23 protein-coding genes are annotated in these 23,409 nt (G+C 55.1%); 12 read left to right on the forward strand and 11 right to left on the reverse strand.

The genetic code is table 11. The features are described 5' to 3' along the window. Window position 1: 1 nt before the first annotated feature. Window positions 2-754, forward strand: coding sequence for a CPBP family intramembrane glutamic endopeptidase (locus LEPIL_RS20190; RefSeq protein WP_040919178.1), 753 nt, complete (start codon window positions 2-4; stop codon window positions 752-754). A 119-nt stretch (window positions 755-873) separates the two neighbouring features. On the opposite strand, the gene proB is transcribed toward LEPIL_RS20190, so the two are convergent. The 6 genes from proB to LEPIL_RS20220 form a co-directional block, all read right to left on the reverse strand. Beyond that, a complete protein-coding gene (gene proB, locus LEPIL_RS20195; protein WP_002775532.1) occupies window positions 874-2,001 on the reverse strand; it encodes a glutamate 5-kinase in 1,128 nt (375 codons plus the stop codon). After that, window positions 2,001-3,053, reverse strand: a complete 1,053-nt coding sequence (gene obgE / locus LEPIL_RS20200; protein WP_002775534.1) for a GTPase ObgE — start codon at window positions 3,051-3,053, stop codon at window positions 2,001-2,003. The genes proB and obgE overlap by 1 nt, the downstream gene beginning before the upstream one ends. Window positions 3,054-3,078: 25 nt before the next feature. Further along, the gene (gene rpmA, locus LEPIL_RS20205) at window positions 3,079-3,336 is read right to left on the reverse strand and encodes a 50S ribosomal protein L27 (protein WP_002775536.1); all 258 of its coding nucleotides are present in this window, start codon (window positions 3,334-3,336) and stop codon (window positions 3,079-3,081) included. 69 nt (window positions 3,337-3,405) lie between these two features. After that, window positions 3,406-3,723: a ribosomal-processing cysteine protease Prp gene (locus LEPIL_RS20210; RefSeq protein WP_002775537.1), complete on the reverse strand. Its 318-nt coding sequence runs from the start codon at window positions 3,721-3,723 to the stop codon at window positions 3,406-3,408. Next, a complete protein-coding gene (gene rplU, locus LEPIL_RS20215; protein ID WP_002775538.1) occupies window positions 3,720-4,031 on the reverse strand; it encodes a 50S ribosomal protein L21 in 312 nt (103 codons plus the stop codon). Before rplU ends, LEPIL_RS20210 begins: the two co-directional genes overlap by 4 nt. 408 nt (window positions 4,032-4,439) lie before the next feature. Further along, a complete protein-coding gene (locus LEPIL_RS20220) occupies window positions 4,440-5,201 on the reverse strand; it encodes a peptidylprolyl isomerase (protein ID WP_002775539.1) in 762 nt (253 codons plus the stop codon). Window positions 5,202-5,353: 152 nt separating this feature from the next. Here LEPIL_RS20220 and LEPIL_RS22670 point away from each other — a divergent pair, with 152 nt between their 5' ends. The 4 genes from LEPIL_RS22670 to LEPIL_RS20240 all read left to right on the forward strand — a co-directional run bounded on the left by LEPIL_RS22670 (window position 5,354) and on the right by LEPIL_RS20240 (window position 10,462). Beyond that, a complete protein-coding gene (locus LEPIL_RS22670; protein WP_143464600.1) occupies window positions 5,354-6,052 on the forward strand; it encodes an LA_3696 family protein in 699 nt (232 codons plus the stop codon). 279 nt (window positions 6,053-6,331) lie between these two features. Then, window positions 6,332-7,426 (forward strand): 3-isopropylmalate dehydrogenase, encoded by a 1,095-nt coding sequence (gene leuB / locus LEPIL_RS20230; RefSeq protein ID WP_002775541.1) that lies wholly within the window; start codon window positions 6,332-6,334, stop codon window positions 7,424-7,426. A gap of 22 nt (window positions 7,427-7,448) precedes the next feature. Then, entirely contained in the window at window positions 7,449-7,823 is a 375-nt protein-coding gene (locus tag LEPIL_RS20235; RefSeq protein WP_002775542.1) for a response regulator, read from the forward strand. Between the two features lie 35 nt (window positions 7,824-7,858). Next, on the forward strand, window positions 7,859-10,462 hold the full coding sequence (locus LEPIL_RS20240; RefSeq protein WP_002775543.1) for a TIGR03960 family B12-binding radical SAM protein: 2,604 nt from the start codon (window positions 7,859-7,861) through the stop codon (window positions 10,460-10,462). A 57-nt stretch (window positions 10,463-10,519) separates the two neighbouring features. On the opposite strand, the gene LEPIL_RS20245 is transcribed toward LEPIL_RS20240, so the two are convergent. Both LEPIL_RS20245 and LEPIL_RS20250 read right to left on the reverse strand, forming a co-directional pair. Next, window positions 10,520-11,341 (reverse strand): sulfite exporter TauE/SafE family protein, encoded by an 822-nt coding sequence (locus LEPIL_RS20245; RefSeq protein WP_002775544.1) that lies wholly within the window; start codon window positions 11,339-11,341, stop codon window positions 10,520-10,522. Window positions 11,342-11,430: 89 nt separating this feature from the next. Continuing rightward, window positions 11,431-11,769 (reverse strand): single-stranded DNA-binding protein, encoded by a 339-nt coding sequence (locus LEPIL_RS20250; protein WP_002775545.1) that lies wholly within the window; start codon window positions 11,767-11,769, stop codon window positions 11,431-11,433. 132 nt (window positions 11,770-11,901) lie between these two features. Here LEPIL_RS20250 and LEPIL_RS20255 point away from each other — a divergent pair, with 132 nt between their 5' ends. After that, entirely contained in the window at window positions 11,902-13,245 is a 1,344-nt protein-coding gene (locus LEPIL_RS20255) for a UvrD-helicase domain-containing protein (protein WP_169314839.1), read from the forward strand. Here the strand turns inward: LEPIL_RS20255 and LEPIL_RS22675 are convergent. After that, window positions 13,233-13,910, reverse strand: coding sequence for a TetR/AcrR family transcriptional regulator (locus tag LEPIL_RS22675; protein WP_169314840.1), 678 nt, complete (start codon window positions 13,908-13,910; stop codon window positions 13,233-13,235). The two genes, LEPIL_RS20255 and LEPIL_RS22675, sit on opposite strands and share 13 nt — an antisense overlap. Window positions 13,911-14,087: 177 nt before the next feature. On the opposite strand from LEPIL_RS22675, the gene LEPIL_RS20265 reads away from it, so the two are divergent. Further along, window positions 14,088-14,654, forward strand: coding sequence for a WbuC family cupin fold metalloprotein (locus tag LEPIL_RS20265; RefSeq protein WP_002775548.1), 567 nt, complete (start codon window positions 14,088-14,090; stop codon window positions 14,652-14,654). Beyond that, window positions 14,651-16,765, forward strand: coding sequence for a glycogen debranching protein GlgX (gene glgX, locus LEPIL_RS20270; protein WP_002775549.1), 2,115 nt, complete (start codon window positions 14,651-14,653; stop codon window positions 16,763-16,765). The genes LEPIL_RS20265 and glgX overlap by 4 nt, the downstream gene beginning before the upstream one ends. Before the next feature lie 21 nt (window positions 16,766-16,786). Here glgX and LEPIL_RS20275 read toward each other — a convergent pair whose 3' ends face one another. Both LEPIL_RS20275 and panD read right to left on the reverse strand, forming a co-directional pair. Next, window positions 16,787-17,518 (reverse strand): EI24 domain-containing protein, encoded by a 732-nt coding sequence (locus LEPIL_RS20275; RefSeq protein WP_002775550.1) that lies wholly within the window; start codon window positions 17,516-17,518, stop codon window positions 16,787-16,789. After that, a complete protein-coding gene (gene panD / locus LEPIL_RS20280) occupies window positions 17,519-17,896 on the reverse strand; it encodes an aspartate 1-decarboxylase (protein WP_002775552.1) in 378 nt (125 codons plus the stop codon). 265 nt (window positions 17,897-18,161) lie between these two features. Here panD and LEPIL_RS20290 point away from each other — a divergent pair, with 265 nt between their 5' ends. From LEPIL_RS20290 to mle, 4 genes are all read left to right on the forward strand, one after another. Further along, window positions 18,162-20,201, forward strand: coding sequence for an HD family phosphohydrolase (locus tag LEPIL_RS20290; RefSeq protein WP_002775554.1), 2,040 nt, complete (start codon window positions 18,162-18,164; stop codon window positions 20,199-20,201). 71 nt (window positions 20,202-20,272) lie between these two features. Continuing rightward, window positions 20,273-20,779 carry a hypothetical protein gene (locus LEPIL_RS20295; protein WP_002775556.1) on the forward strand — a complete coding sequence of 169 codons (507 nt, stop codon included), beginning with the start codon at window positions 20,273-20,275 and terminating at the stop codon, window positions 20,777-20,779. A gap of 68 nt (window positions 20,780-20,847) precedes the next feature. Next, the gene (locus tag LEPIL_RS20300) at window positions 20,848-22,293 is read left to right on the forward strand and encodes a catalase (protein WP_002775558.1); all 1,446 of its coding nucleotides are present in this window, start codon (window positions 20,848-20,850) and stop codon (window positions 22,291-22,293) included. 148 nt (window positions 22,294-22,441) lie between these two features. Further along, entirely contained in the window at window positions 22,442-23,284 is an 843-nt protein-coding gene (gene mle / locus LEPIL_RS20305; RefSeq protein WP_002775560.1) for an alpha/beta fold macrolide esterase, read from the forward strand. Window positions 23,285-23,409 lie beyond the last annotated feature (125 nt).

Here is a 23,409-nt window from a genome sequence, read left to right on the forward strand (position 1 = left end):
CATGATGCGTCATTCCTTGCGACATCCTTACGGCGAAACGAGAAATGCCGAAGACGAGAGGCGTTCGTTCGTGGCTCTTGCTATCTTTGCTCTCTCTGTACCCTCGCTTGCGAATGGATTCTATAATCCGGTGTTGGCACAAAGCGCTGTCCTTTACTGGACTGCTGAGTTTTTTACGTGGATTGCCTGGCCGACTGTCTGGTTTCTCGTCCTTTATCGACGTGGCCTGACCCTGGCTGATCTTGGACTGACGCTTCCATCACCCATCTATCGCGGCTTGCTTCCGTTCATGGGCGTTACTCTCTTACTCTTCCCGTTGTCGTTTGTCTTCTACGGCGTCATCGGCTTTGTCGCTCAGATCATGATTTCGGACAACTGGCTGGATCAAGGCTTCCGCTATCCTTCGCAGATTCCGGCTGATGGAACGTGGCGAGTCATCGGTGCCATCTATCTCGCAGCTACAGCTGGTGTTGTTGAAGAGATCGTCTTTCGAGCTCTTCCCCGACTTCTTGCAGACAACAGCTGGATTTCGTCCTTCTTTTATGTGCTGTCGTCTTCCGTTTTATTCGCCTGTGTGCATTGGGAGAACGGGCAAATAGCCTTAGTGGAAACTTTTTTCTGGGGTATGTCCATGGCCGGACTCTTCCTGGCAACGCGCAGTCTGTGGCCGGGTATCATCATCCATTTCCTGACGGATTTTGTTATCTTCTACTATGACTTTTCCGTACTGGGATGGCTCATGAAAGCGCTGTAAACTGGTTGCTGCATGGTGGAAGGGCGGAGTGGATCATGTGGAGCTGAAGTCGAGCGCTCTCGAAGCATCGAGGATCATCCGCATTGATGCGGATGCATTTTGTTACTCTTTGTGCCCCTTCACCCGATCTCAGTCTCGATGATCAGATCGTTGCGATGGATCACCTCGTATGACAGTGGCTTCTTCGCATCGATCGATGCCTGGATCTCACGAGAGCCGGCGCGCACAATGCCGCGACCGATGCTCTGGCCGGCTGCATCGACGATCTCGACGACGTCGGATTGTGCGAAGGCGCCGCGAAGCTCCTTGATGCCGGCTCCAAGAAGCGAGGATCCGCGATGACGCAGGGCGTTTACCGCTCCGTCGTCGATGATGACCGCACCCCTCGTTCTTGCGAAAAGAAGCCACATCTTGCGCGCATTCATGTGAGAGGGCTCGGTGGAGCCTATAATGGTGCCGATGTCTTCTCCGGTAAAAAGGGACTGCACCGGCGCCCGGTCGCGACCCGGTAGTATGGCGACGCGAAACCCCGTGCGCAGACCGAGCTGTCCGGCGCGGATCTTCGTGCGCATGCCGCCCGATCCGGGGCCGCTTGGACCGCCGGCCGCCTCTAATACGTCGGCGGTGATCGACGTCAGCACGGGCACGCGCTGCTCGTTAATCAGAAAGCCGTTAACAGAAGTCAGAAGAACAAGAAGATCGGAACGCAGCAGTGCGGCGCAGGCGGCGCTTAAGAGATCGTTATCACCGAAGCGCAGCTCTTCGGTAGAAACGGTATCGTTCTCGTTGATGATGGGAACGACGCCGAGACGCAGTAGCTCCTGAATCGTGTGGCCGATGTTCAGATAGGCGTTGCGATCGCGAAAGTCCCGCGCCGTGATGAGGATCTGCGAAACGGCCAGGCCCTTCTCGGCGAAGATCTCGCCGTATAACGAGATCAGACGTGCCTGGCCGACGGCGGCCAGGGCCTGCTTGCGCGAAAGCCCGGGATTCGACTGCGGATGATAACCGGCGAGCGTTTTGCGCAGCACGGAGCGTCCCATGGCGACGGCGCCGCTTGAAACAAGGATAACCTCGATGCCGCGTTCGCGCAGAAAGAGCACCTCGTCGCGCAGCTTCTCGATCATGCTGCGATCCAGTCCATTCGGCTCGTTTGCCTCGTTCGCCGTGGCGATCAATCCCGAGCCGATCTTCAGCACGACTCGCTTCGATTCTGTTAACGCCTTCTGTAGTTCTTTGCGGTCCATTATCGCTTGCGGATCAGCCGTTCGGCATGCGTTTCTTCTTTGAATAGAGAAAAGAGCGTTTCAAGAAAGCGATCGAGGTTCTTCTCTTCTTTCGCCGAGATGAAAAGGATATCGGCATCCTCTTTAAGCGGAGGATCAAGATCCCTGCCTTTTTCGCGAAAGAGCTCTTCGACGTTTTTCTCGAAGTCGGCGTCGTATTCGACCTGATCGGCCTTGTTAAAAAGAACGAGATACGGCCTGTGTACAAGCGCCTCGGAGTACTTGCTTAACTCCATACGCAGCATGCGAAACTCAGCCGTCGGATCAAGCGAGCCTATATCGAGAACGAAGATGATGACGTTCACTCGCTCGATATGTTTGAGAAAGGAAAGGCCGAGGCCGGCTCCTTTGCTCGCCCCTTCGATGATGCCGGGAATGTCGGCGAGGATCAGGCGTCGCTCGCCGCGTATCAAGACGCCGAGGTTCGGGTTCAGCGTCGTAAACGGATAATCCCCGATCGCAGGATTGTTATTCGAAACGACCGAAAGCAAAGTCGACTTGCCGGCGTTTGGCAGGCCGATCAGACCGGCGTCGGCGATGAGCTTGAGCGTTAGCCGAAGTCGACGCTCCGTTCCGGCGATACCGGGCTGGGCGTAGGTCGGCGCCTGATTGACCGATGTGGCGAAGTGAACGTTACCCAGGCCGCCTTTGCCGCCTTCGGCGATGACGACGCTGTCTTCGGGATGGATGAGCTCGCAGAGGAATTCGCCTGTGTCGGCGTCTTCGACGACGGTGCCGACGGGAAGTCTGATAACGAGAGGGTCGGCGTCCTGTCCGAAGCGGCGCAGGGAGCGACCGGGCTCGCCGTTAGGCGCGGCGAAGAATTTATGGGAGAGAAAGCGGTCGAGTGTGGAAAGGGAGGGATCGGCCTGCAGCACCACGTCGGCGCCGCGGCCGCCGTCACCGCCGTCGGGCCCGCCTTTTTCGACGTATTTTTCGCGGTGGAAGTGCGCTGAGCCGGGCCCGCCATGCCCGGCCCGCACTCCGATTTCCACCGTATCGACGAATTTCACGGAATCGACTGCGGAAAAAGGAGAATCAGGCTACCGGATAAACCGATACCTTTTTCTTCTCTCGGTTAATATGTTCGAACGTCACCTTTCCGTCGACGAGGGCGAAAAGCGTATGATCACGACCGAGACCGACGTTCGTTCCCGGCTGGATCTGCGTTCCACGCTGACGGATGATGATGTTGCCGGCCTTGATGACCTCGCCGCCGAAGCGCTTAACGCCCAGACGTTTACTCTGCGAGTCGCGACCGTTCTTTGTTGAGCCACCGCCCTTCTTATGTGCCATGACGTTCTCCTGAATTCCCTTGCAATTATGCTTCCAACTTCGAGGCCACCGGCCCCATGCCCGCAGGCTTTATGATAACTCCGGCTGAATCGTAATCCGGATGCGATCCGGATGCTGACTCTGTAGCCGTTTCAACGTCAGCAGCGTCGTGCCGCAGAGCAGCTCAGTCGCCGCTTCGGGGCGGATCAGAATTCTGAGTTCGTCGCCGTCCCGCCTGACCTCAGCCGCTTTTACGACCTCCGAAAGCCCCGCAGCAAGGTTCTCAAGCAATGCCGAAACCGCCGCACAGAGGATGTCGTTGCCTTTTACTGCAAGACCGGCATGGCCGGTAGCCTGTAGCTCGGTCAGACGACCTTCGGAGTCGCTTCGCAGCGAGATCTCAATCAAGCCTTAATTTCGACGACCTTCAGTTTCTGCAGATCCTGACGGTGGCCCCAGCTTGTTTTGTAGCCGGTTTTCTTCTTGTACTTGAAGCCGTGAACCTTCGGACCGCGGATGTCGGCCAGAACCTCGACCTTCACCGATGCGCCCGAAACGAACGGCTTACCGACCTTCACGCCAGCGCCTTCACCGGCCAGAAGCACCTGCTCGATCTGGAACGTTTCTCCCGGCTCTTTGCCGGTGCGCTCAGAGAGGAAAATCTGATCTTTCGTGATTTTGTGCTGCTTCCCTGCCAGCTCGACAATGGCGAACATATCTACCTCAGTATACCAGAATGGAATGTACAGAAAACGCAGGGCGCTGTACCGAGCAACTCATTTTTGGGGCTAAGAACTGAGGCCCGAGCCATCCGGGTACCGATGCTGCGGCTTGAGCAAGGCTATCCTGAGCGCAGTCGGGGTCGCCCGATATTGATCCTGCGATGTAATTCAAGTATAAGGCAGCACCGAGATTGACGTACTCTACATAGGATGTTGGCCTCGATGCGCTGATAGTGGCTGTAGACATCCCCCAGTTGTCCGTGAAAAATCCCTGGACGACTTCAGAATCAATAGACCGAATCAGAACGAAATATGATGTTCTTTTTTCGAGCTTTCAAACGAAAAAGCCCGATTTCTCGGGCCTTCTTGTCCATGCAATGACCGGTTTTAAGACGGTATTGCTTATCTTTTATCGACGATCTCGACGCCCGTGATCTTCGAGTTGCCGTTGCCGGCGTTGATGATCTGATCGAGCACGGGGAAGGATTTGTCTTCAAGCTGACCGAAGAACGTATGCAATCCGTTCAGGTGCGGCGTCTCGACCTGATTGATGAAGAACTGCGAGCCGTTTGTGTTCGGTCCGGAGTTCGCCATGCCGAGCGTGCCGCGTTTGCCGGGCACGGATTTGAGTCCGCTCTTGAAGCTGTATCCGTTCAGTTCAAGAACGTCTTTCACGGATTTGTCGGCGAGGGATCGAGCCTCACGCTCAACCTCAGTGCGACGCTGTTGAAACGTGGCTTCGTCTTCGATGCCCAGCTTGCGAATGACGGCCATCATCATCTGACGTTCGTAATACGGAGCCTCGCCGGCCTTGACCTGATCCAGGCCCAGGGCTGCGGCATCGATCTCATCCTCGAACTTATAGCCGGGACCGCCTGTTCCGGTTCCCTGCGGATCGCCGGTTTGAGCCATAAACTGCGGGATTACACGGTGAAAGATGATTCCATCATAGAAACCTTTCTTCGACAGCGTAACGAAATTTTCTACGGTCTTCGGAGCGGCCTCGGGAAGAAGCTCGACTACGAGATCGCCTTTATCGGTGGAAATGACGGCAAAAAGCCCTTTTCTATCTGGCACAGAGGCAGCTTTTCCCTTACAGGCAGGCAGGGCAACCAGAAAGAGCGTAAAAGCGGCAAGCAGCGCCGTCGATCGATGTCGGAACATAGGCCGATACGAAATCCGGAACGTGCCGTGTAAAGATGATTTTGCATCGGCTTTCTGCCGTTCGAGTTTACAGTAACGGTTTGCCGTCTTCTACTCCAGGCTTTGCATTTTTTTTTCGCGCTCAAATGATCGGTTTCTTACCTATTCTTCGTATGAAGCTACCAGAATTGCCTGTGCCTTTGCGCCAGCTGCTCGGTCCGACAGTCTCGGATTATTTTATTGACTATCTACAGGAGTTGATGCAACTTCAGAGGGAAGAGGTCGTGCAGATGTCGATGACTCAATTTGACCGACGCCTGTTTCAAGAGATTTCAGGAATAAGACTGGATATGTCTGAAATGCGAGAAGAATACCGTTCCGGTCTGGCCGAGGTGAAAACGGAAATGGCCGAGCTGCGAGCCGATATGTCAGAGTTGCGTACCGAGCTGAAGACGGAAATGTCAGAGCTGCGGGCCGATATGTCAGAGTTGCGTACCGAGCTCAAGACGGAAATGGCCGAGCTGCGAGCCGACATGTCAGAGCTGCGTACCGAGCTGAAGACAGAAATGGCCGAGCTGCGTACCGAGCTGAAGACAGAAATGGTCGAGCTGCGAGCCGAGTTAAAGACGGAAATGGGCGAGCTGCGTACAGAGTTAAAGACGGACGTGGCCGAACTCAGGTCCGATTTTGCCAGCCTGCGGGCCGAAACGTCGACGCAGATGGCTCATCTGCGAGCCGAGGTTAAAGCCGATATTGCAGGCGTTCACCACGAAATCAGCCTTCAGACGAAGTGGATTCTGGCGGCGATGGCCACATTTACCGTGCTCTATCCTGTTCTCAGTCAGGTAATATCTCGACTTTTACCCGCATGATTTTCTAAATCCTTCCAGTGACGATTCTTAAAGGAATCAGAGAAGGGCTGAGGAACCCGAAAAATGGCTGCAATGGTGCACGAAAAATCGACCTGAAGTCTTTCTCTGATAACAGTCAGCAGCCCCCTGCCTTCTTTCTCCGTGCTCCCGTGGTTATTCTCACCTTTGAATCAGGTTTTCGCTAATGATTGGAGCTATTGCGGAAGCTCTACCCTCGCTGGTCGGCGATCTCTGCTCCGTTCTTAGTTGACAGTGCTCCCTGCCAGAAAGAATTCCCCCATGCCCCGTCGTATTGCAGTTCTTCCAGGTGATGGTATCGGTCCTGAGGTCATGGAGGCCTCTCTTGAAGTATTAAAGAAGGCCCTGGGCCCGGCCGCCTCTGATTTTCAGTTCGACGATGCCCTTGTCGGTGGCGCGGCCATCGATGCAACGGGTTCGCCGCTGCCGCCGGAAACCCTGAAGCTCTGCGAACAGTCCGATGCGATTCTCTTTGGCTCGGTCGGTGGACCGAAATGGGAGCATCTGCCTCCCGTGCAGCAGCCGGAGCGCGGCGCCCTTCTACCGCTGCGCAAGCATTTTAATCTCTTCGCAAACCTGCGCCCGGTGAAGCTCTATTCCGGACTCATCCACTCGTCTCCTTTAAAAGAAGAGCGCATCAAGGCCGGCGTCGATCTGCTGATCATTCGTGAGCTGACGGGCGACGTCTATTTCGGACAGCCGAAAGGACGCGAAGGCCAGGGAGAAAACGAGAAGGCCTTTGATACGATGGTCTATCATCGTTACGAGATCGAACGCATCGCAAAAGTGGCCTTTGATTCGGCCGATCTTCGTAAAGGTCATGTAACAAGCATCGATAAGGCGAACGTTCTTACAAGTATGGTGCTGTGGCGCGAGGTCGTTACGGAGTTTGCGAAAGGCTATAAGCCGGCTCATAAGTCCGAGATCAAACTCGAACATATGTATGTGGATAACGGCGCCATGCAGCTTATTCTGAATCCTACGCGCTTTGACGTCGTTCTCTGCGGCAATATGTTCGGCGACATCCTGAGCGATGAGGCGTCCGTACTGGGAGGCTCTCTCGGTATGTTGCCTTCGGCGTCGCTTTCGACGCAGGGAAGCTTCGGGTTATACGAGCCTTCGGGCGGAACGGCGCCCGATATCGCCGGCAAGGGCATTGCGAATCCGATAGCGCAAATTCTTTCGGCCGCCCTGATGCTGCGTTATAGCTTTGGTATGGATGACGTGGCGAAGCGCATCGAAAAGGCCGTCGATCGGGCGATCGAGAAAGGCGCCCGTACCGGAGACATCGCCGGCCCGGGTGATGCCGTAATCGGCACAAAAGAGATGGCCGCCGCCATCAACGAAGGATTGTAAGCCAGAGGGCGCAGGAGGCATCATGCAGGCTAAATTCTTGATCTGTGATGATCAGAAGATCCGTGTTCAGGAGATCCGGCAGTTCCTCGGTGCGAATCCGAAATACACCATCGTCGAGACGTTCACCAACGGACGTGAGGTAGCGGACTGGGTGAAACGCAATCCCGGTAAGGCCGACGTTTTAATCCTCGATATCATCATGCCTGTGATGGACGGCTATGCGGCCTTCTTCGAGATCAAGCAGGCTGATCCGAAGTTGAAGGTTTATTTTGTGTCGGTGGAGAACTCGCCTCCTCTTGTTAAAGAGCTGGCAGCACAGGGTGCCGTCGGCTTTTCACCGAAGCCTCTGGATCGCGATAAGTTCGTCGAGAAGATCAAGCAGATCGTCGGTTTTTAAGTTGCCGCTCTTACTTCGCTTCATTATCAGTATCTATGTCTTCCGTTCCCGTAGAGTCGGTTCCGGCTTTACAATCTCTTTCGTCTGATCCTTTTTTTCCGGGCGCCGTGCCCCATCCGGAGCGCGGTTCACGTCCGTTTGCTCCACAGCTCTGTGCGCTTGATGGCCGTCGCCTGAAGGCGCTCTGGCAGCGCGTCGAAAAACCCGGACGATATACGGGAGGCGAGTTCGGTATTCCTGATAAAGATCCGACTCGGGCAAGGGCGCGGGCCGTCTTCAGCTACCCTGATACGTATGAGCTGGCGATGTCGAATGAGGGCTTGAAAATCCTCTATGACCGGGTGCAGCGCCGTGACGATCTTTACGCCGACCGGACGGCGCTTCCGTGGCCTGACTTCGGTGCCCTGCTGCAAGAGCATGAGATCCCGCTTTACAGTCTGGATCGTTATCTCACCGTACGTTCCTTTGATCTATGGGGCTTCAACGTCTGCCATGAGCTGCATTTTACGAATTTGCTCTATGCGCTTGATCTGGCCGGTATTCCGCTTCTTCGCGTAGAGCGCGGGCCCGAAGACCCGCTTATCATCGCAGGCGGTACGGCGGTTACCAATCCCCTGCCGTTGATGGCCTTTGTCGACGGCATCTTCATGGGCGACGGCGAAGAGGCCATCCTTGAGATGATGGATCTTATCGCCGCCGGCAAAGAGAAGGGCCTCAGTCGCCTGCAGATTCTGCAGAGCATGCATGCGGTCGAGGGGTTAGTCATCCCCGATCTGTGGGATGTGAAGATCGACGAGAACGGACCGCATTATATCGGCGAGCGAGTCGGCAAGCGAACCTACAGGGCGCCTGAATTCGCGCGACTCGAACACGTCGTTCTGCCCAGCCTGGCCATCACGCAGGATCGTGCCGTCGTCGAGGTGAACCGCGGATGCGGGCAGGGCTGTCGCTTCTGTCATGCCGGTTTCTGGAAGCGTCCCGTGAGAAACGCAGAGGTCGATCGTCTTGTGGAGATCGCCGAGCACATGGTGCGCAAGACGGGCGCCGATACGCTGACCCTGCATTCGTTATCCATCGCCGATTATCCGTGGCTTGAAGAGCTTGTAATCGCCCTCGCTCAGAAGTTCGGGCCCGAAGGCATATCGCTTTCGGTCCCTTCTCTTCGTGTGCAGGTGCGCACGATTCCGATTCTCGAGATGACGTCGGGCATCCGTCGCTCGAATATCACGTTCGCCCTTGAGGCGGGGTCAGAGCTGATGCGCGAGCGTATTCATAAAAAGTCGTCAGAGGAGAATCTGCACTACCTGATCCATCTCGTTTACGAGAAGGGCTGGGAGCTTGTTAAGGTCTACTTCATGCTCGGGTTGCCGGATCGCGACGGTCGCGAGGTCGAAGATCTGATTCAGTCGATCAATGCGCTCGGCGAGCTGGCGAAAGAGCATGGTCCGCGCAAAAACGCGAACGTCGCCGTCTCGCTTTTTGTGCCGAAGCCTTTTACGACATTCCAGTGGGAAGAACAGAAAGACCCCGCCTTCTTCGAAGAGTCTATCGAAAAGATCAAGGCAGGCATGAAAACGCGTCGCGTCCGCCTGAAACATCCGTCGCCGTGGATGGCCTGGGTGGAGGGACTGCTTTCGCGCAGCGATCACCGCATCGCTCCTTATATTCTGGAAGCCTATCGCCAGGGCGCTCGCTTCGATTCGTGGGATGACGGATTCAAGAAAGAGGTCTGGAAACCCGTCTATGATTCCATCCCGAAAGAGTTAGCCGACCTCTGGATGAAGGCACGGCCCGGCGGATCGCACGTCCCCTGGGAAGATGTCATCGACGGATTCCCGCGAGAAAAGCTCGTTCGGGATTTCGAGAAGTTCGAGTCGATCAACGAAGAGAATATGAATCCGGCGAAGAAGCAGGAGTTCAAGGCATCGGATTTTCCGCCCGAGCTTCTGCAACCCGTCAGTATTCCCGCCGAGCGCTTCAAGACGGTCCGTTACCTTCGTCTTGTATTCCAGAAGAAGGACGCCTTCGCCTACATAAGTCATCTTGATACGGTCGAGGTCGTTCGCAAGGCTCTGCGTCGCATCGGGCTGCCGATGACGTTCTCGCAGGGCTTCAACAAGCACGAGAAGTTTCATCTGGGCGGATCGTTACCCATTTACTTTCACTCCAGAAACGAAAGAATCATCGTCGAGCTGTATAACGACATCGATGAAAAGGCCATGCGTCCGGCTCTGGAACAGAACCTTCCCGCCGGCCTTGTGCTTCTTGATTTTAGCCTGATTGACCGTCTGCCCGATATGAAGACCGGGAGCGTTACGTATGGCATCTACTGTCTCTCGCAAGAATCGGCCGATACCATTTATGCCCGGCTGCTTGAGGCCCCCGAGTCTATCGAGTTCGAAAAGAGAGATAAGAAAACAAAGGGCAGGCAGATGCGTCGGGTGAGCAAACGTCTTTCGTCGGCGTTGAGCGATATTCGCCTTGAGGCCGTCGACGATGAAGGCTGGGCGAGCCGGGTCATTTTCACGATTGAAAGCCCCGAAGAAGGAGCGATCTCGGTGACCGATCTTCTTTCAAAGTATCTCTCTCTGTCGAGCGAACGCTGGAACGTCGATGTAAAGATCGAGAAAATCCGGTAAGCGTCATAGCGGAAGGGGCTTTTTTCTTAGCACGGGTACAGCGTTGCTGTCAGGCGATCAGTGGCCAGACAGCAACGCTATGCGCAGACCGGCGACTCCAAGAGCAATGGCCAGCGATTTCATGATCCAGCTGCCATGAACGCGCCTTGCCAGCAAGGCGCCGCCCTGAGCTCCGATAAGAGCTCCGATGCCGATCCATAAGGTGCGATGAATTCCGCCATGAGAGAAAGCGCCGGTGTAAAAGTGAACGAGCGTTCCCGCAAGGGCCATAATGGCAAGGATGAAGTGAGACGTTGCCGTCGCTATGTGCACGGGAAAGCGAAGCAGCCGATGCAGCGCCGGAACATGTATGATTCCGCCGCCGATTCCAAGAAGGCTCGATATATAACCGACGGCCGCACTGATGAAAACACCGGGTCGTAAATCGTAAGAGAACCGATGCTGTTCGCCGTTTCGTTCGACTAAACTTCGATGGATAACCCAGCGACCTGAATCAGGGCCTGCATTCCCTTCGGTCTCGCTTTGTTTGAAGAGCAGATACAGTGAGGCCATGATCATCAGCAGGCCGAATGTTATGTTGAAAAGATCCCGCGGGATCAGATTCGTCGTCAGAGCACCCAGGACGGCTCCCGGAACGGTGACAGCGGCAAAAATCCAGCCCGAGCGATAGTCGATACGTCCCATCTTTGCGTAGGCCAGTGATCCTGACGCCGCGTTAAAAAAAACGACCGCCAGCGAGATGGCCGTTATCGTTTCAGGCGACGCCGTCGGATAAAGCAGCAAAAGAATCGGAACGAGTATAAAGCCGCCGCCCGCACCAATCAGAGTTCCGAAGACTCCAACGGCAATGCCGAGCAGGATCAGACCGATGGCAGGCATGGGTCCGTTTTTTTGCTCTGATCCGCTGGAGCAAGGGATTCATACGAGATCTGTGAAAAGAGCGGGCCCGAGTCGGGCCCGACGATGAATCAGGCGGCCTCCTGTTTTTTCGAATTTTCGAAGCGCACGTTGCGCGCAAGGATCTTGATGCGGCTGTGGTTCTTTCCCTGGTCGTCCTGCCAGCGCTCCTGCCGAAGGGCGCCTTCGACCGTAACCCTGCTTCCTTTCACGAGATACTTCGCGCAGTTCTCGGCCAGCTTTCCCCAGGTTTCGACAGGGATGTAGCTGACGCCGTCACGATCCTCTTTGCCTGAAGGATGGTTGATGGCGACGGAAAACGTCGTCAGTCGTTTGTTATCGCCGACGATGCGCGCTTCCGGGTCCTGCGTGAGGTTGCCGTCAAACAGCACAAAATCAATGTTAATCATGGGATTCTCCTTACATGCCGCCTCTGCGGCATTCTGTATGTGGGGGTAAGAATCCGGTCGATTGTGCGAAAAAAAAAGCGCGGGCAGATAAAAAAAAACAACTCATCCGTTCGAATGCTGACCTTTCACAGTATGCCACCCCTTTCAGCAAAGCACCGAAATACTCTCGAAGGCTTCTCTTCGGCTCAGATCGCTATCATTACAGAAGAGAAGGCCTGCAAGCAGGTCGTCGCCGCTGCCGGTAGCGGAAAAACGCGAACCGTTATCGGTTTAACCAGGTTCCGATTCGAGTCCGGTCTGGAACGTGCCGGACGTTTTCTTATTCTGAGCTTCAGCAGAAAGGCCTGCGGCGAGATTCGAAGCCGTCTGCCCGCACAGCTGCATGATGCCGTCGAGATCCGCACCTTCCACAGTTTCTGTTACAGGCGTCTTCTGGAGCTGCATCCGACGTTGAGTCGATCCTCGTTTCGCATCCTTGAAGAAGAAGAGCGCAATCGTTTTCTCTATAAGATTCTGCGAGAACATCCCGATGTGATCGGCGGCATCCCTTTCTCGCTTATCTTGAAAAGTCGCGAAACCTTCTACGAATATTTTCCCGAGCTTGCGATGAAAACATACCGAGCTCTGCATGCATATAAACGAGAAAACGATCTGCTTGAATACGACGACCTCATTCAGATTCTTCTGTGGGGATTGCGTCGACAGGAAAGCTGGGCGCTTCACATGAAATCTCTATACGACATGATCCTTGTCGACGAGTTTCAGGATACCGATCCGCAGCAGCTCGAGTTTCTTCTGCGCATGAATTCGCCGAGGCTGATGGTCGTCGGCGACGACTGGCAGGCCATCTACAGCTTTCGCGGCGCTACCGTGCAGCCCTTCCTGGATTTTAAGAAGCTCTTTCCGAGAACCGTCCTGTACCCGTTAACCGAAAACTATCGCAGCCTGCAGCCCATCGTTCACGGCGGTAGCGGCATCATCAAGCATTCATCGCGGCAGATTCGCAAGAAGGTGAAGGCGGTACGCGGGCGCGGTCCTAACTTTCCCGTTCTGTCGTTCGCACTGCGTCCGGGCGAAGAACCCGACTTTGTACGCTTGATAGAGCAGCATGACGTCGTCATTCTCACACGCAGTAACTTCAGACGCGATCTGTGGATCGCCGCCGGCTTTCCCGAAAATCGGATTCTGACCATACATCGTTCGAAAGGGTTGGAGTTTCCGGTCGTGCTGCTTGATGTCATAGGCGGCTGGAGCGGCGAGACCTTTCTTTCAGACGAAGAGATCCGCATCGCCTACGTCGGCATGACGCGCGCCGAGAATCTATTCTGCTGTCTTCATCGTCCGGTTTATCCGGAACAGGCGATGGAGAGGACCGTATTCGAGGTGCTGTTTCGGCCGATCTGTCGTCCGGAAGTCAGAGACGGCCTGAGCGGTCTGTTAGAGCAGGAGGCGCAGTATCGCGATCACGACGCCTGAGGCTGGTTCGGCGAGGCCTTCATGCCTTCGATAAAATAGTCGATGGAGTTGGCCGCCAGTTTGTCGAGGTCCTGCTTGAGAAGCGTAAGGTTGCGGCGATGAAAGAGAACGAGGATGCCGTCGAGAATGGCCCAGAGGCCGGTAGCCGCCGCTCCGGAATCGCTGATCGGGAATTCCCGTCTGAGGATGCCTTCGCGCACGACGGCCTGTACGAACTTCAGAACATCACGTGCCTTGCGGTCGATCTCACGACTGATGCGGGATCGGTTCTCGCGCAGCTCTTCTTCAGTCAGATTCAGGACGGCGATGATGTCGAAGTATTCAGGGTTCTGTCTGTAGAATTCAAGATAGGCCCGGGCGACGATGCGAAGCTTCTCGGTGGAGGAATCTACGCCCGACTCTGAGACGGCCTGGCGCAGATGGTTTTCCAGAAGGACGATGCCTTCGAGAAGAACGCATTTATAGACGTCGACCTTATCCTCGAAATAAAGATAGAAGGTTCCGATAGACAGGCCGGCCCTGTCGGTGATCTCTTTAATCGTCGTATTCTGGTAGCCTTTCTCAAAGAAGGTGGACCGTGCGGCGTCGAGGATTACGTTTCGTCGCTGCTCGCGGGCCTGCTCCGTCCGGGCACGTTTAAAGCTGGAATTCGACTGATTTTCCATCGGAACTTCAGCCCTAAATGAATAGGGTTTCAGGTAAACCCTTTTTTCAGGAATCATTCTCAGTGCCTCAAGTCCTCAATGTGCTTTTTGAGACTGCCTGGCATGATCGCCTGGCCTTCCCGAAAACTGCCGGCGTCTTCCTCTTGACAGGCATATCAATGCAACCAGTCTCTGCCGATGGATCCGATTCGCTGGATTGACGCTTCGATGCTTGATGGACTTGTGCAGCAAGCAGCGGACACTCCGCGGGGTCGATTGAATCGTAACTTTCATCATACGCTTGAAGAGAATCCGCATCGATTCCTGAATGCGATGATGCGCCGAACGTATGTGCGTCCGCACCGCCATCTTCTGCCGCCAAAACCCGAATCGTTTGTTTTGCTTTCCGGTGCGGTGATCTTCCTCATCTTCGACGATGACGGACGCATCAAAGAAAGTCGCCTGATCGCCGCTCCCGATCTTCTGGGCAAGAATCATTCCGAGGCAAAGATGGCCTTCGACAGAGAGCGCAGAAACCTGACCGAACAGTGTCGTGAGAATCCGGCTATGGGCGTCGACATCGATCCAGGGATCTGGCATACGCTGCTTCCCGTAACCGATGTCGCCGTTATCTTTGAAGTGAAACCGGGGCCGTATACGCCGGCCGACGACAAAGAATTCGCCGCATGGGCGCCTCCTGAAAACCATCCCGACGCGAAGGCCTATCTTGACTCTCTGTATAAAATGTGTTACGGTGAGCCATGACGCGCAAAACAGGGTGGATTCGACCGGGACGTAGCTTTCCACCCGGCGCTACGGTTCAAGCAACAGGCACGAACTTCTGCGTCTTTTCGCGCAACTGCGACAGCGTCGAGCTGCTTCTTTTTGACAGAGTAGATGCGGAGCCGACCGACGTCATCGAGCTTGATCCGACCCTGCATCGCACGTTCTATTACTGGCATATCTTCCTCGAAGGCGTCGGCCACGGGCAGCTTTATGGCTGGCGTGTAAAAGGCCCCTTTATTCCCGAGGAAGGCCTCTTCTTTCGCGGAGACAAACTGCTTCTTGATCCCTATACGAAATCAGTCGCCGTGCCTTCGACCTACCGACCTGAGTATGCCATTGAAGACGGCGACAACGCGGCGACGATGATGAAAAGCGTCGTCGTCGATTTAAGCCGCTACGACTGGGATAACGATCATGCGCCGCACATGCGACCCGGTAAGACTCTGATCTATGAAATGCACGTCGCCGGCTTCACGAAGCATCCGTCCTCTGCCGTAGCGGCGCAGCATCGCGGAACCTACAGCGGACTCATCGAAAAGATCCCCTATCTGAAAGAGCTGGGCGTGACGACGGTCGAGCTCATGCCCGTTCAACAGTTTGATCCGTTTGCCGCTCCGCAGGGGCGCACAAATTTCTGGGGATACAGTCCGGTCGCCTTCTTCGCTCCTCATGCGGGTTATGCGACCGGAGCCGCCTTCAATGACGCCGATGCAGGCGAGGCCTTTAACCCGTCCGGACCGGATGACCCGACGGCCGTCGTCGACGAATTTCGCGATATGGTGAAGGCCCTGCATGCGGCCGGCATCCGCATTATCCTTGATGTCGTGTATAACCATACGGCGGAGGGCGACGAAGACGGGCCGACGCTATCGTTTCGCGGGCTTGAGAATCGAGCCTATTATATTCCGCATCCGGAAAGTCGCGGGCGTTATGCGAACTATTCGGGATGCGGGAATACGGTGAACGGCAATCAGTCCATCGTGCGTCGCCTGATCCTCGACAGCCTGCGCTACTGGGTTTCAGAGATGCATATCGACGCCTTCCGTTTCGATCTCGCCTCCGTGCTTGCGCGCGACGAATGGGGAGCGCCGCTGAAAAGCCCGCCCATTCTGTGGGAGATCGAATCCGACCCGGTGCTGGCCGGTACGCCCATCATCGCCGAAGCGTGGGATGCGGCCGGCCTCTATCAGGTCGGATCGTTCATCGGCCATCGATGGGCGGAGTGGAACGGACGCTTTCGCGATGACGTGCGCAGGTTTATACGCGGAGACGGGCAAACGGTCTGGCCGCTCATGCATCGCATCACGGGATCGCCCGATCTCTATCTCGACGCCGAACGCGACATCGGCCGCACCATCAACTTCCTCACCGCCCATGACGGATTCACGCTTATGGATCTTGTCAGTTATGCGCGCAAGCATAACGAGGCGAACGGTGAAGAGAACAGAGACGGAAGCGACGAGAACTTCAGCTCGGGCTGGGGAGCTGAGGGCGAAACCGACGACGTGCAGATCAAGGAGTTGCGTCTGCAGCAGATCCGAAACATGCTGCTGATTCTGCTTCTTTCGCAGGGCACGCCCATGATCCTGATGGGCGACGAGATGGGACGCAGCCAGAAGGGAAACAACAACGCCTACTGCCAGGATAACGCGCTCGGATGGCTGAACTGGGAAGATCTTCAGCGTAACGGAAGCATCGCGAGTTTTCTCAAGAAGGTGCTCTCTTTACGTCGTCTGCATCCGGCATGGGAGCAGGATTCGTCCTGGATCTTACCCGTCGAGCATCCTCGTATTCGATGGAGCGGCGTTCGTCTGCATGAGCCCGATGTATCGGATCATTCGCATACGCTGGCCTTTACGCTGGAGGGGCCTGGGCCACGCATGCATGTGATGCTGAACGCCTATCATGAGCGATTGTCCTTTGCCCTGCCTGAAGCCGAGATGCGCTGGCATCTGCTTATCAATACGGCTGCAAAAGAGCCCTTCGCCGAAGGAGAGCTCTCGCCCGTTTCAGGCAGAAGCTATTACGTTGATGCGCATGCCAGCGTTCTTTTGATCGACGGCGTTTCGCAATATCCGTTTACGATATAGAGTCGGAACCCGTCCTGAAACTCAGGGCAGGTTTTTGATCACTTTCAGATCGCCGTAGTGCAGGCGAAAGGCGGCGATCAGGCCGAAGCCTGCGGCGGTCAGAATGCCGGCGACGGGAATGAGCAGCAGCACAAGCGAACCAAGCCCGAGGCCAAGCGACTCCGGGCGTAGCGCCTTCAGGGTCTGCATGCGGGCCGCGCTTTTCGGATAATCCCGTTCGAGCAGCATATCGAAGACTCCGCGGCCGATGAAGTAGCCGTCATAGAGCGCAAGCGGAATAAACTGAAACGGCCCCAGAGGCAGCGTGACCAGCATAAGCAGCAGCATGCCGGCGATCTGAAGCAATGCGCGCAGCGAACCGAGCAGCGCATTACCGATGTCGGCGGAAAGCGCCGTCTCTTTTCTCTGGCCGAATTGCAGCTGTTCGAGCCGATCTTGCAGAGGGCTTAGAAACGGTAAAACGACAAGGGCCGTTACAAGTCGGTAGCTTATGAAATAGAAGAAAACGGCCTGAACAAGGGCGATGATCCAGAGGAAGGGCAGGGCTGCATCGGCCATCGTGCCTGGAATCAGCACGATCAGCCATTCAAGCAGGGCAAGAGCTGCATAGAAAACCCCGACGGCAAGCGCCGTGCCGAGAACAAGGCTGAGCAGTCCTGGCAATACAAAATAGGACCAGAGCCTTTCTTCGCGAACGATCTTCAGCGAGCGAAAGACGGATAGGAAGGCACGGACGACGCGCTGCAATCTCATTCAGACACTGAGAAGCTCACCGGTCATCGAACGAATGCGATTTGATTCGTCCACATGAACGACGCGGGGCTCGTAGTCGGCCGGAATCTCTTCGGCGTTGTAGTAGGCGTAGGTGATGATGATGATCTTGTCGCCGGCATGGCCCAGACGGGCGGCGGCGCCGTTCAGGCAGATCGTTCCGCTACCGCGTTCTCCGCGAATGGTGTAGGTTTCGAGGCGTGCGCCGTTGTTCACATTGACGATGGCTACTTTTTCGTAGACCTTGATGCCGGCTGCATCGAGCAGATCTTCGTCGACGGTAAGAGAGCCCTGATAGTTCAGATCGGCTTCGGTTACCGTAGCGCGATGGATTTTCGATTTGCACATCTCAATCAGCATGATCAACCCTCCACCCTGAGCCCGGAGGCCCGAACAGTCCTGCTTTCAAGAAGGACCGCTTTTGAAAAAATCCAACCATTTTCCGGTCACAGTTTCGGTCATCTCCTGCATGGGGCCGATTCTGAAAACGAAAAAAAGTTCCCTTGATTTGCAGGCGGCGTACGAACCCCGCTTGATGCCGTCTCTCTTTTATTCATATAAGACGATTTGTTTCCTTTTTTTTTTTACTGGCATTTCCGCCTGAGTCGTTCAACGTTTGTTCGCGATGGATTCTCTAAAAGAATCAGACTCAAAATCAGACGTCAGACAGGACGCTCCGCTCCCCCTTTCTGCCGAGCGGCGTCGGGGAACGGAGCTGGCGCGTTATGTCTTTCTGTCGCCCGATATAGACTCCTCTTCTTTTGATGAGTTGCATATCAGGCAGATCGACAATGCCGATCACCGCGCCGAGCCGGCGCAGGTTCAGGATCGTTTCGTTTCGGCCATCTGTATCGTTACCGAGCAGTATGCCGATGACAACGCCGCTATGCTCGGCCAGTGGCTGGAGGGGATCTTTTCGCGTGAGATGCTTTTTTTGATCCTGTGTAAAAGGGAGCGCGGCCGCAACTCCTTTCAGGGGATTCCCTCCGAATTGATCTATCTTATCATGCCGTCGGGCACGCCCGGTCCATTTTTGCGTCAGCTTGTGGAGAACGCCTACCGCGAGATGTCGCTGCGACTGGATCGCCTCGGCTATCAAACCCGTCTCGAACTCAGCCTGCAGGATATGCGGCGCATTATCCGCATCGGTCAGCTGCTCTCGACCGAGAAAGATTTCGAGGTATTGATCGGGAAGATTCTTCACGAGGCGATGGGCGTCGTCGGCGCCGATGCCGGTTCGATCTATGTAACCGAGCCGTATAAAGGCGATCGTCCGGAATACCTGCGATTTAAGAAGTCAGCCTTACAGCTGAATGCAAGCGAGTTCGTGCTTCCCATCGATGCTCGTTCTATTGCCGGCTATGTGGCATCTTCAGGCGCTCCGCTGATGATTCCCGACTGCTATGCCCTTTCGGGAGAGGAGCCTTACCGTTTCAATAGAGAGTATGATCAGCAGCATCGCTACTTCACGAGATCGATGCTCGTTATTCCGATGAAGAACTATCGCAACGAGATCATCGGCGTTATCCAGCTCATCAATAAAAAGCCCGAGGCCGGACGATCCCTTCGCTTTGAAGAGATGCGAGACGGAGCCGTGCGTCCGTTCACGACGGCCGATATGGATAAGGCCAGCGCCGTCGCCGGTCAGGCCGCCGTCGCTATCGAGAACAACCGACTGATCAACGACATCAATCATCTTTTCGAAGGATTTGTGCGAGCCTCGGTGACGGCCATTGAACAGCGAGATCCGACGACGTCGGGCCATTCGTTTCGCGTCGCCGAGTATACGGTGGGACTTGCCGAGGCCGTCGATCGACTGTCTTCGGGCCGTTTTCAGCATCTCAAATTCACGAGAGAGCAGATTCGCGAGATCCGCTATGCCTCTTTGCTGCACGATTTTGGTAAGGTCGGAGTTCGCGAGCAGGTGCTTGTTAAGGCGAAGAAGCTGTATCCCGATCAGTTAAACGAGATTCGCTGGCGGTTCCGGTATGCGCGAAAGGCCCTTGAATATAAATACTCGCAGAAGAAGCTGAACTACCTCAAAGAGAACGGCGAGGGCCCTTTCCGCGACTACGAGCGTTATATCGACGCCGAGCTTGCACAGAAGATCGAGGAATTGCAGGGCATGCTTCAGATCGTCGAGCTCTCAAACGAGCCGAACGTCGTTGACGGCGATTCCATAGTTCAGATCGAGCAGGTCGCCCTCAACCGCCTCCACCTCGACGATGGAACGATCGTTCCCTTTCTCACGGATAACGAGCTTATGAGCCTTCAGGTGCGACGCGGAAATCTCGATCAACGTGAAAGGCTTGAGATCGAAAGCCATGTCACACATACCTATCGGTTCCTGGTACAGATCCCCTGGACGGGCGATCTCAAGCGCGTTCCCGACATCGCTTACGGACACCATGAGAAGCTTGACGGCTCGGGTTATCCGCTCGGGTTGAATCGGCCCGAGATCCTGCCACAGACGCGAATGATGACGATCGCCGACATCTATGATGCGCTTACCGCTCCGGATCGTCCCTATAAGAAGTCGCTTCATTCCGACGCCGCCCTGGATATCCTTGGCAAAGAGGCGCGTGATGGACATCTCGACCCTGAGATGCTGAAGGTCTTTATAGAGGCGAAGGTCTTCGAGAAAAGAGGAGAAGGCGCCTACTGAAATCGCTGCGCTCGTTATTTCACCGATTTCGCATTCCATCGGGCAACGTGTTCCTGATTTTCACCGGAGCAATGTTACTGTTGCTTCATGCGGGTATGCTTTACGACTGTCCTGTGATTTTTCCGTTTGCAGCCGCTACTATCGCTCTTGATGCAGCCGTGATAAGAATTGCAGGCCGGCAGAAGATCTCTTTTGGACCAGTGGCCGAACAGCTTGTTATTTTGCAGCTGCCGCGTCTGGCCGTTTCTCTGTTAACGATGGCGATCGGCGTCTGGGAGCCCCGCTGGATCCTGCTGCTTCTTATCTGGGGCAGCTTGCAGCTTGCCGGATTTGCCGTATATGTGTACGGATATCTGGTCGGTCCGCGCCGGGTCCAGCTTTCAGAGGAGGAGTTGAGCGTGGATTCTCTCTCATCTGCTTCGCTGGCATCCGGGACTCCCGTTTCTGCGTTGAAAATACTGCATCTTTCTGATCTTCATATGGAATACTGGAGCTTGAGGGTAGAGCAGATACTCGCTCTTGTGAAGCAGAGTGAATCTACAGGCATTATCCCGGCCGTATTGATATCTTCAATCTAAAGATAGTATTAATTGATTTGCGTTATTTCATTCCTTCCTGTAGAGTCGGGGAATCAAAGGGAGGAAGTATGAGCGAACAGAAATGTCCATTTCATACGACGACGGCCGGAGCGCCGATCGCCGATAACCAGAATTCAAAGACGGCCGGGCCTCGCGGACCGGTGCTGCTTGAGGACTGGCAGTTACTTGAGAAGCTGGCACACCAGAATCGGGAGCGTATTCCCGAACGAGTCGTGCATGCAAAAGGCTGGGGAGCGTTTGGAACGCTGACGATCACGAAAGACATCAGCCGTTATTCAAAGGCAAAGGTCTTCAGTGGAATCGGGAAGAAAACGCCGATGCTTGCACGGTTTTCAACGGTGGCCGGCGAGATGGGTGCGGCCGATGCGGAGCGCGACGTACGCGGATTCGCCTTGAAGTTCTATACCGAAGAGGGCAACTGGGATATGGTCGGCAACAATACGCCGGTCTTTTTCATTCGAGATCCTCTGAAGTTTCCGGACTTCATCCATACGCAGAAGCGACATCCGAAGACGAATCTCAGAAGCAATACCGCCGCCTGGGATTTCTGGAGCCTTTCGCCTGAAAGCCTGCATCAGATCACGATACTGATGAGCGATCGCGGTATCCCTGTAAGTCCGCGATTCATGAACGGTTACGGTAGCCATACCTATAGCTTCTGGAACGAGAAAGGCGAGCGTTACTGGGTGAAGTTTCATTTCAAGACGCAGCAGGGGCATAAGACGCTTACGAACGCCGAAGCGGAGGCCGTCGTTGCAAAAAGCAGAGAAACCTATCAGGAAGATCTCTTCTACTCGATTGAGAAGGGGGAATTCCCGAAGTGGACGATGTATGTGCAGGTGATGCCCGAGGCCGACGCCGAGAAGACGTCGTACAACCCGTTTGATCTGACGAAGGTCTGGCCGCATAAGGATTATCCACTGATCGAGGTCGGTGTGATGGAACTGAACCGCAACCCGGATAACTATTTTGCCGAGATCGAGCAGGCCGCTTTTTCGCCGAGCAACGTCGTTCCGGGTATCGGTTTTTCGCCCGATAAGATGTTGCAGGCAAGGATCTTCAGCTATGCCGACGCTCATCGGTATCGCCTCGGAACCCATTACGAAGCTCTGCCGGTGAATGCTCCGAAATGCCCGGTTCATCACTATCATAAAGACGGATCGATGAACTTCATCGGGCAGAAGACGGGTAACGTCGATGCCTATTATGAGCCGAATTCTTTCGGCGGCGCTGTGGCCACAGGCGATACGTCGGAGCCTGCGCTGCGTATATCGGGAGACGGCGATCGTTACGATCATCGCGAAGGCAACGACGACTATTCGCAGGCACGAGTGCTTTTCGAGATGTTTGACGCCGGTCAGAAAGAGAGGCTTTTCAGTAATATCGCCGCTTCGATGAAGGGCGTGCCGGATTTCATCGTAAAGCGACAGCTCGTTCATTTCGAGAAAGTGCATCCGGATTATGCGGCCGGTGTGAAGAAGGCTCTCGCCTGAAAGAAAACAGGCCATGCAAAGAGACGGATGACCTTACATGTAAAGATGATGAAAACAGATGTCATGGCCCGGAAGTCCGGGCCTTTTTCTTGTCTTCTGACCTCGGTACCTGATTCCTGACAGCAGCCTGAGCGTCGGGAGTTATGATATGGCTGAAGTAATTCGAAAGATCAACGGAGTAGAAATCTGCACGGAGGATTTTGGTGATCCGACCATGCCTGCCGTTCTTTTGATGATGGGAGCGACGGCGTCGATGATGTGGTGGGATGATCGATTCTGCACTGCTCTTGCAGATCAAGGGCGATACGTGATCCGTTACGATAACCGCGACACCGGGCAGTCGACGTGCTATGAGCCGGGACGTCCGCCGTATAACGTCATCGACCTGGCCGATGATGCCGTTTCTTTGCTGGACTCTTTTGGATTGAAAGACGCTCACCTTGTGGGTATGTCTCTGGGCGGCATGATCGCGCAGATCGTCGCCATCAGAAATCCCGACCGTGTGCGTACCGTCACGGCTATTTCTTCAAGTGTGTGGGACGATCGTCCGGAGCTGATGCAGATGGACGAACAGGTGCTCGCCCATCATGCGACGGCTTCATCCGTTGACTGGAGTGATCGTCGTTCCGTGGTCGATTTTATGGTCGAAGGATGCCGGATTCTGAACGGATCGGCTCATGCCTTCAACGAAAATGCGGCAAGAAAGCTCGCCGAAAGAGATATGGACAGGGCTCGTAGCCTGCTCAGTATGTTTAACCATGCGCAGCTTACGGGCGGCGAGGATCTTTACGGTCGGTCGGTTGAGATTCGTTGCCCGTTCTTGATTATTCACGGCACCGAAGATCCGATACTGCCCTTTGCTCATGCAAGAGCTCTGCATGCCGATGTGGCCGGTTCCACCCTGCTTGCGCTTGAAGGCGTTGGCCATGAGTTGCATGAGGCCGACTGGCCCGTGATACTCGAAGCGATCGCTGCACATACAGGGTTATGACTGAACAGCTCGTCGGGCACTCCTGCCGGCCTGCGTTCTTATGAATCTGGGCCTTGCTGCCTATCTGACGATCGGATGGTTGCTGTTCTGAACGTGAAGCGAAATCCCTGGCGACAGGTTTGCAA

Origin of the sequence: Leptonema illini DSM 21528, assembly GCF_000243335.1 — a bacterium.
Taxonomy (GTDB): Bacteria; Spirochaetota; Leptospiria; order Leptospirales; family Leptonemataceae; genus Leptonema; species Leptonema illini.